The sequence below is a fragment of the Arenibacter arenosicollis genome (assembly GCF_014397245.1).
Lineage (GTDB): Bacteria > Bacteroidota > Bacteroidia > Flavobacteriales > Flavobacteriaceae > Arenibacter > Arenibacter arenosicollis.
On record NZ_JACLHY010000046.1, the window covers coordinates 1 to 9,507 of the forward strand.

Annotated in this window: 3 protein-coding genes; all 3 read left to right on the forward strand. The window is 48.6% G+C overall.

The annotated features are described in order from the left end of the window. Positions 1-886: bZIP transcription factor (locus tag H4O18_RS21655; RefSeq protein WP_484463092.1), on the forward strand; the 886-nt coding region annotated here is incomplete at its 5' end. 33 nt (positions 887-919) lie between these two features. Next, positions 920-2,068 (forward strand): T9SS type B sorting domain-containing protein, encoded by a 1,149-nt coding sequence (locus tag H4O18_RS21660; RefSeq protein ID WP_187588588.1) that lies wholly within the window; start codon positions 920-922, stop codon positions 2,066-2,068. 538 nt (positions 2,069-2,606) lie between these two features. Continuing rightward, a partial coding sequence (locus H4O18_RS21665) for a collagen-like domain-containing protein (RefSeq protein WP_222942501.1) occupies positions 2,607-9,507 on the forward strand: 6,901 nt, incomplete at its 3' end.

Genomic DNA, 9,507 nt, shown 5'->3' on the forward strand with positions numbered 1-9,507 from the left:
CACTGTAACCGTGGCTGGAAGCGGGACAACAGGTGACCCTTATATTCTGACCAGCCTTGGAGGGGCCGATGGGTCCGAGACCATTGTTAACGGAAGTACCACGGTAGCCGTAACAGGTTCGGGAACCTCGGGTGACCCCTATAGTTTAGGAGTTCCTGCTCTTGGTATTGATACACCCCAACTTGCAGACAATGCAATAACTTCTTCAAAAATAGCTGCAGGGGCTATATCTGGAGGACCAAGTGGAGTAATTGCTGCAAACTCGATTACACAAGGAGATATAGGAATCAATGCAATTGGTGCTGCAGAAATACAGTCAAATGCAGTTTCTTCAGATGAAATAGCTGACAATACTATAACCGCAGATGATTTAGCAGTTGGTTCTGTAGAAACAGGAGAAATTTTAAATGGGACTATCCTAAACGAGGATATAGCCCTTGGCGCCGCCATAGACGGCTCTAAAATTAATCCTGTTTTTACCGCAAATGTTAGTACTACTGGAAACTTACAAGTTGATGGAAATGTCAATGTAACTGGTTCTCACTCGCCAGTACCTGACTACGTCTTTCAAAAATACTTTTTAGGGAATTCCAGTTTAAAAGAAAGTTATGATTTCCAAACCTTGGCACAAATTGAGGCCTTTATAAAAGAGCACCATCACTTACCAGGAATTAAATCAGCGGAAGAAGTTAAACAAGATGGTTTTTGGAATTTGAGTGAGTCCAACCTACAGAACCTCGAAAAAATCGAAGAATTGTTCCTGCATACCATTGAGCAGGAAAAGAAGATAGATCAGCTTAAAAATGAAAACGAATCCCTGTCCGCAGAACTGCAGTCGCTCCGCAAAGACATGGAAGAAATAAAGGCATTATTACAAAAACAGTAGAAAGAACTAGATTTAATACATAGTTCCAAGAACATGAAAAGTATCATCTCCATACTCGCACTTTTGCTAAGCTTAGGCTTACAAGCCCAAACGGCCCTGTACAACAGTGGCAACATCAGGATCCACGATGAGGGACAGATAGGGTTTCATACCGATCTGATCAACAATGCATCTTTTGACCAAAACTTGGGTTTAGCAGGCTTTTATGGCAGTAGCATGATCAGTGTTTCGGGGGCCTTTATGCCCGTATTCTACGATACCGAGATTGCCAATGACAACGGAGTTATGCTCAACACTGGCATGAGCGTTAGCTCCAATACCAATTTTGTGGCGGGCAACTTTATGACCCCAAGGGCACAACGGGATATTTATTTTAATTTTCTGCAAGATGCCTTTTATGTGGGTGAAGCCGATCTATCCAAAGTAGACGGTTATGTAACCATTAACAATGAACAGAATTTTATTTTTCCGGTGGGCGATGCCCAACAATTACGATCATTGACCCTCAATAGTTCCGCCACCAATACCTTTGCCAAATGTGCCTACTATTTGGAGAATGCCACCAACCCGGCCACCTTTCCCGAAAGTTTTGACCCTACCAAAAAACCAAGGACTATGGGCGATATTAGCCAGGTAGAATTTTGGCATTTGGAGGGCAGTGTATCTTCTTCGATCCAGATCAGTTGGAATGCACGGAGTAATATGGCCGCCCTTACAGAGGATGTGACCAAGATCATCCCCGTAGGTTGGAGCATTGGGGGCAGATCATGGGTAAACCTGGGTGCGGCCTCCTTGGTGGGCGACCTAACACAGGGTTTTTTAATTTCGGACAATTTTGTACCGGACAATTACGCGGTCATCACTTTTGCCTCCGAAGCCACGGCCAAAGAATTGCTTACGCTGGACAATTACTTGGTAACGCCCAATGGCGATGGCGTAAACGATGCCCTCTATATTGAGGAATTGGAGCTATCCGATGACGATATCATCACCATTTATAACCGCAATGGCCAAAAAGTATACCAGGAAAGCAATTACACCAACGGCTTTACAGGCTATTCCAACCTAAATAATATTGTCATAGACCGGGCAGCCGGTCTTCCCAATGGGGTTTATTTTTATATTATTGAAATGAAAGACCTTAAACTTAATTATCAGGGATACTTGTACTTGGAGCACTAAATAGGTTCAAAGTTGAATGTTGAATGTTGAATGTTTAAAGTCTAAATTCTTGTTTCTTGTTTCTTGTTTCTTATTTCTTGTTTCTAGTTTCTAGTTTCTAGTTTCTTACATCTATTAATTTAAGACTGTCAATCCAATAGCGGAGTTAATATCAAAATAGCACCCAATTATATACCACTTCAATACCACCTTTGTACGGAAGCATAATTCATAACTCTTAAAACGTTAAATCCATGGTTTGGCAACTTAATGGCATTTAAAAATGAAGGCTTTTTTTTAAGCGTCCCATAAAAATAATCTCGCTTAATATCCTTAAAATTTCAAGCCTTGAAGAAATGGAAACACCAGTAACTATACTTATTTTGTAGGTCTATTCTTTCATTTTTTCACTCGATTAACTGCGGATTTTTCAGCCCAAATTTTCAATATTGCGGGTACACAACAGGTTTTATCTCGTTCACAACATTTATTGAGAATCTGATACTTAGTCATCTAAATTTGGGGTTATATAGGTCGTTACGCCCAAATTTTGCCTTAAATGGATTTTAAAAAATTACTAGTTCTCCTGTTTTTGATCGGTTGTGGTTACGCAACTGCCCAGGTTAAAATCGGAGAAAATCCCAATAGCATAAATGCCGCTTCCATAGTTGAATTGGAAAGTACTACCAAGGCATTTGTTCTTACTAGAGTTACCAATACTCAAATGCTAGGTATTAAGCCTCTTCGAGGGGCTATGGTGTTTAACACCGATTCACAATGCGTTTTCTTTTACAACGGAACCCAATGGAATAACCTTTGTACAGGTGGTTCAACTGCCACTGGGGGTGTTGGCATACAATCTACGGTCAATAATGGCAATGGGACCATTACTTTCAACTACACAGACGGAACAAAATTTACAACTTCAAATCTAACAGGTCCTCAAGGGCCTGCTGGTATTTCTGGCAAGGACGGAATTGATGGTGCCAAGGGTGATACCGGAGCTGACGGTAAAGACGGAATAAATGGAAATGACGGTGCTAAGGGCGCAACGGGGGCCAAAGGTGACACTGGAGCCAAAGGAGATACAGGTGCTACAGGAGCAACTGGTGCCGATGGCAAAGACGGAATAGACGGAACTGATGGAGCCAAGGGTGATACTGGTGCTGACGGAGCAAAAGGTGATAAGGGAGATACCGGAGCAACTGGAGCCGACGGTAAAGACGGAATTGATGGTGCTAAGGGTGATACTGGCGCAACCGGTGCTGACGGAGCCAAAGGAGATACGGGTGCAACTGGTGCCGATGGCAAAGACGGAATAGATGGAATCGACGGTGCTAAGGGTGATACCGGAGTAACTGGCGCGGATGGCAAAGATGGAATAGATGGTGCCAAAGGAGACACTGGAGCAACTGGTGTCAAGGGTGATACTGGAGCGACCGGAGCCAAAGGCGACCAGGGCGTCAAAGGAGATACAGGTAATACTGGAGCAACCGGTGCTGATGGAGCTAAAGGAGATACAGGTGCCACTGGCGCAGCTGGTGCAGATGGAAAAGACGGAATTGATGGTGCTAAGGGTGATACCGGAGCAACTGGGGCTGATGGAAAAGATGGTTTAGATGGAAATGATGGCGCTAAAGGCGATACTGGAGCCACTGGTGCCGATGGTAAAGATGGAATAGATGGTGCCAAAGGAGACACTGGAGCGACAGGTGCCGATGGCAAAGACGGAATTGATGGAATCGACGGTGCTAAGGGTGATACCGGAGCCCAAGGAATTCAGGGTGAAAAAGGAGACACGGGAGCAACTGGTGCGGATGGCAAAGATGGAATTGATGGAAATGATGGTGCTACAGGTGCGACAGGCGCCGACGGGAAAGACGGAATAGACGGAATAGACGGGGTTGATGGCGCTAAAGGTGACACTGGAGCAACTGGTGTCAAGGGTGATACTGGAGCGACGGGCGCCGAGGGAGCAAAAGGAGACACTGGTGCGACCGGAGCCAAAGGCGACCAGGGCGTCAAAGGAGATACTGGTGCAACTGGTACCGACGGTGCTAAAGGTGATACCGGAGCCCAAGGAATTCAGGGTGAAAAAGGAGACACGGGAGCAACTGGTGCAGACGGAAAAGACGGAATAGATGGAATCGACGGTGCTAAAGGCGATACTGGTGCAACCGGAGCTGACGGAGCAAAAGGTGACACTGGTGCGACCGGGGCTGTCGGACCCAAAGGAGATACGGGTGCCACTGGCACAAATGGTGCCGACGGTAAAGACGGAATAGACGGAATTGATGGTGCTAAGGGTGATACCGGAGCAACTGGTGCAGACGGAAAAGACGGAATAGATGGAATCGACGGTGCTAAAGGCGATACTGGAGCCACTGGTGCCGATGGTAAAGACGGAATTGATGGTGCTAAGGGTGATACTGGTGCAACCGGAGCTGATGGAGCCAAAGGAGATACCGGTGCAACGGGTGCTGACGGAGCAAAAGGAGATATTGGTGCGACAGGTGAAACTGGAGCCAAGGGTGACCAAGGTGAAAAAGGAGATACGGGAGCAACTGGCGCGGATGGCAAAGATGGAATAGATGGTGCCAAAGGAGACACTGGAGCGACGGGCGCCGACGGTAAAGACGGAATTGATGGGAATGACGGGGCTACAGGTGCTACGGGAGCAACAGGTGCAGACGGAAAAGACGGAATTGATGGTGCTAAGGGTGATACCGGAGCAACTGGGGCTGATGGAAAAGATGGTATTGATGGAAATGATGGCGCTAAAGGCGATACTGGAGCCACTGGTGCCGATGGTAAAGATGGAATAGATGGTGCCAAAGGAGACACTGGAGCGACAGGCGCCGACGGGAAAGACGGAATAGACGGAATTGATGGTGCTAAGGGTGATACTGGAGCAACCGGAGCTGATGGAGCCAAAGGAGATATTGGTGCGACAGGTGAAACCGGAGCTCAAGGTATTCAAGGTATAAAAGGAGATACTGGTGCTACTGGTGCAACCGGAGCTGACGGTAAAGATGGAATTGATGGAAATGATGGAGCTAAGGGCGATACTGGTGCTACAGGAGCCACTGGGGCAACTGGAACTAAAGGCGACAAGGGTGATACCGGAGCTCAAGGACCAATAGGAATAGGTATATCTGGTACTACAGGAGCAAAAGGTGACACTGGTGCTACAGGAGCCGATGGAGCTAAAGGTGACCAGGGAATTCAAGGTGAAAAAGGTGATACTGGAGCAACTGGTGCAACTGGTGCAACAGGAGAAAAAGGTGACAAAGGTGAAACTGGTGCTCAAGGAATACAAGGTGTAACTGGTGCCGATGGTAAAGATGGAATTGATGGCGCTAAAGGCGATACTGGAGCAACCGGTGCTGATGGAGCTAAAGGAGATACAGGTGCCGACGGTGCCAAGGGTGACACTGGTGCACAAGGAATACAAGGTGTAACCGGAGCAACAGGTGCCACAGGTGAAACTGGAGCAAAAGGTGACAAAGGAGAAACTGGTGCTACAGGTGAAACCGGAGCAACTGGTGCGACAGGTGACAAAGGAGATACAGGTAATACTGGAGCCACTGGTGCTGATGGAGCTAATGGAGATACTGGTGCTACAGGTGAAACTGGAGCACAAGGTATACAAGGTGCAACTGGAAGTACTGGAGCAACAGGTGCGACTGGAGCCGATGGTGCTAAAGGTGATACCGGTGCCACAGGCGCTCAAGGTATTCAAGGAGAAACTGGTGCCACTGGTGCAACCGGTGCTGACGGGAAAGACGGAATAGACGGAATAGACGGAAATAACGGTGCTAAAGGCGATACTGGTGCGACAGGTGAAACTGGTGCTCAAGGTATCCAGGGCGTAAAAGGAGATACTGGTGCTACAGGTGTAACTGGAGCAACTGGAGCCAAAGGTGACAAAGGAGATACTGGTGCGACCGGAGCTGATGGAGCCGACGGTAAAGACGGAATTGATGGAATTGATGGTGCTAAGGGTGATACTGGTGTTGACGGAGCCAAAGGTGACAAAGGAGATACCGGAGCCACTGGAGCCGACGGCAAAGATGGAATAGATGGCGCTAAAGGCGATACAGGTGCGACAGGCGACAAAGGTGATACTGGAGCGACAGGTGACAAAGGAGACAAAGGAGACAAAGGAGATACTGGTGCCACAGGTGAAACTGGAGCAAAAGGTGACAAAGGAGATACTGGTGCCACAGGCGCTGACGGAAAAGATGGCGTAGATGGAAATGACGGTGCTAAAGGTGATACTGGAGCAACCGGTGCTAATGGTGAAAATGGAGCTAAAGGAAATCAAGGAATCCAAGGTGAAACTGGAGCACAAGGAATTCAAGGTGTAACTGGTGCGACCGGAGCCAAAGGCGACCAGGGCGTCAAAGGAGATACAGGTAATACTGGAGCCACAGGTGCAACTGGTGCCACAGGTGAAACTGGAGCAACTGGAGCAACCGGAACTGACGGAGCAAAAGGAGACACCGGAGCTGACGGAGCAAAAGGAGATAAAGGAGATACCGGAGCGACTGGTGACAAAGGAGATACTGGTACTCAAGGAATACAAGGTGTAAAAGGAGATACCGGAGCCACAGGTGCTGACGGGAAAGACGGAATTGATGGCGCTAAAGGCGATACTGGAGCAACCGGGGCTGACGGAGCCAAAGGAGATACTGGTGCCACAGGTGAAACTGGTGCTCAGGGTATTCAGGGTGCAAAAGGTGACAAAGGAGATACTGGTGCGACAGGTGAAACTGGAGCCAAGGGAGATCAGGGAATCCAAGGTGAAACTGGTGCACAAGGTATTCAGGGTGTAACCGGAGCAGATGGAGCTAAAGGAGATACTGGAGCCAAAGGAGATACAGGTTCCCAAGGTATACAAGGTGCAACTGGAAGCACTGGAGCAACCGGAGCTACTGGTAATACCGGTGCAACTGGAGCTGACGGAGCTAAAGGTGATACTGGTGCCACAGGCGACAAAGGTGATACTGGTGAAAAAGGAATTCAAGGTGTAAAAGGAGATACAGGTAATACTGGAGCCACAGGTGCAACTGGTGAGACCGGTGCTGACGGGAAAGACGGAATTGACGGTGCCAAGGGTGACACTGGTGCACAAGGAATACAAGGTGTAACCGGAGCAACAGGTACCACAGGTGAAACTGGAGCAAAAGGTGACAAAGGAGATACTGGTGCCACAGGCGCTGACGGAAAAGATGGCGTAGATGGAAATGACGGTGCTAAAGGTGATACTGGAGCAACAGGTGAAACTGGAGCTAAAGGTGATATTGGAGCAACTGGAGTCAATGGAGCTAAAGGAGACAAAGGTGATAAGGGTGATCAGGGAATCCAAGGTGAAACTGGAGCACAAGGTATCCAAGGTGTAAAAGGAGATACTGGAGCCGACGGAGTTAAGGGTGATACCGGTGCTACAGGTGCCGACGGTAAAGACGGAATTGATGGTGCTAAAGGCGATACTGGAGCAACCGGAGCTGATGGAGCAAAAGGAGATAAGGGTGATCAGGGAATCCAAGGAGAAACCGGAGCTCAAGGTCTAAAAGGAGATACAGGTAATACCGGAGCAAAAGGAGATACTGGTGCCACAGGTGAAACTGGAGCTCAGGGTATTCAGGGTGCAAAAGGTGACACTGGTGCTACAGGAGCAGATGGAGCTAAAGGTGACCAGGGAATTCAAGGTGAAAAAGGTGATACTGGAGCAACTGGTGCAACTGGTGCAACAGGAGAAAAAGGTGACAAAGGTGAAACTGGTGCTCAAGGAATACAAGGTGTAACCGGAGCAACAGGTACCACAGGTGAAACTGGAGCAAAAGGTGACAAAGGAGATACAGGTAACACCGGAGCAACTGGTGAAACTGGGGCCAAGGGTGACCAAGGAATACAAGGTGACCAAGGAATCCAAGGTGAAACCGGAGCAACTGGTGCAACAGGTGAAAAAGGTGACACTGGTGCACAAGGAATACAAGGTGTAACCGGAGCAACAGGTGCCACAGGTGAAACTGGAGCACAAGGTATTCAAGGTGTAACTGGTGCGGACGGTAAAGACGGAATTGATGGCGCTAAAGGCGATACTGGAGCAACCGGGGCTGACGGAAAAGATGGAATTGATGGAAATGACGGTGCTAAAGGTGATACTGGTGCAACCGGGGCTGACGGAGCCAAAGGAGATACCGGTGCAACTGGTGCCGATGGCAAAGACGGAATAGACGGAATAGATGGAATCGACGGTACTAAAGGCGATACTGGTGCAACCGGAGCTGATGGAGCAAAAGGTGACACTGGAGCAACCGGGGCTGACGGGAAAGATGGAATTGATGGAAATGATGGTGCTACAGGTGCGACCGGAGCAACAGGTGCTGATGGAGCCAAAGGTGACAAAGGAGATACTGGGGCACAAGGACCAATAGGTTTAAGTATAACCGGTGCTCAAGGACCTACAGGTGCTAATGGAGAAAAAGGGGACAAAGGTGATAAAGGTGATACTGGTGCAACTGGAGCTACTGGGGCAACCGGGGCTCAAGGACCAATAGGTATAAGTATAACTGGAGCTAAAGGTGACAAGGGAGATACTGGAGCGACCGGAACTGATGGAGCAAAAGGAGACACTGGTGCGACCGGAGCCAAAGGAGACAAAGGAGATACAGGTGCCACAGGTGAAACTGGAGCACAAGGAATTCAAGGTGTAAAAGGAGATACTGGAGCAACTGGTGCAACCGGAGCTGACGGTAAAGACGGAATTGATGGAAATGACGGTGCTAAGGGTGCTACAGGTGCCGACGGACCCAAAGGAGATACGGGTGCCACTGGCACAAATGGTGCCGACGGTAAAGACGGAATTGATGGAATCGACGGTGCTAAAGGAGATACTGGTGCAACCGGAGCTGATGGAGCAAAAGGTGACACTGGAGCAACCGGGGCTGACGGGAAAGATGGAATTGATGGAAATGATGGTGCTACAGGTGAAACTGGAGCACAAGGTATTCAAGGTGACAAAGGAGATACAGGTAACACCGGAGCAAAAGGAGATACTGGTGCGACAGGTGAAACTGGAGCCAAGGGTGACCAAGGAATCCAAGGTGAAACCGGAGCAACTGGTGCAACAGGTGAAAAAGGTGACACTGGTGCTCAGGGTATTCAGGGTGCAAAAGGAGACAAAGGAGATACAGGTGCGACAGGTGAAACCGGAGCTCAAGGTATTCAAGGTGTAACTGGTGCGACCGGAGCCAAAGGCGACCAGGGCGTCAAAGGAGATACCGGAGCTACTGGAGCTGACGGAAAAGATGGCGTAGATGGAAATGACGGTGCTAAAGGAGATACTGGTGCAACCGGAGCTGATGGAGCAAAAGGTGACACTGGAGCAACCGGGGCTGACGGGAAAGATGGAATTGATGGAAATGATGGTGCTACAGGTGAAACTGGAGCAC

Excerpts from the sequence above, each read along its gene's own strand:
- H4O18_RS21660 (WP_187588588.1), top strand. The coding sequence starts at position 920 with ATGAAAAGTATCATCTCCATACTCGCACTTTTGCTAAGCTTAGGCTTA.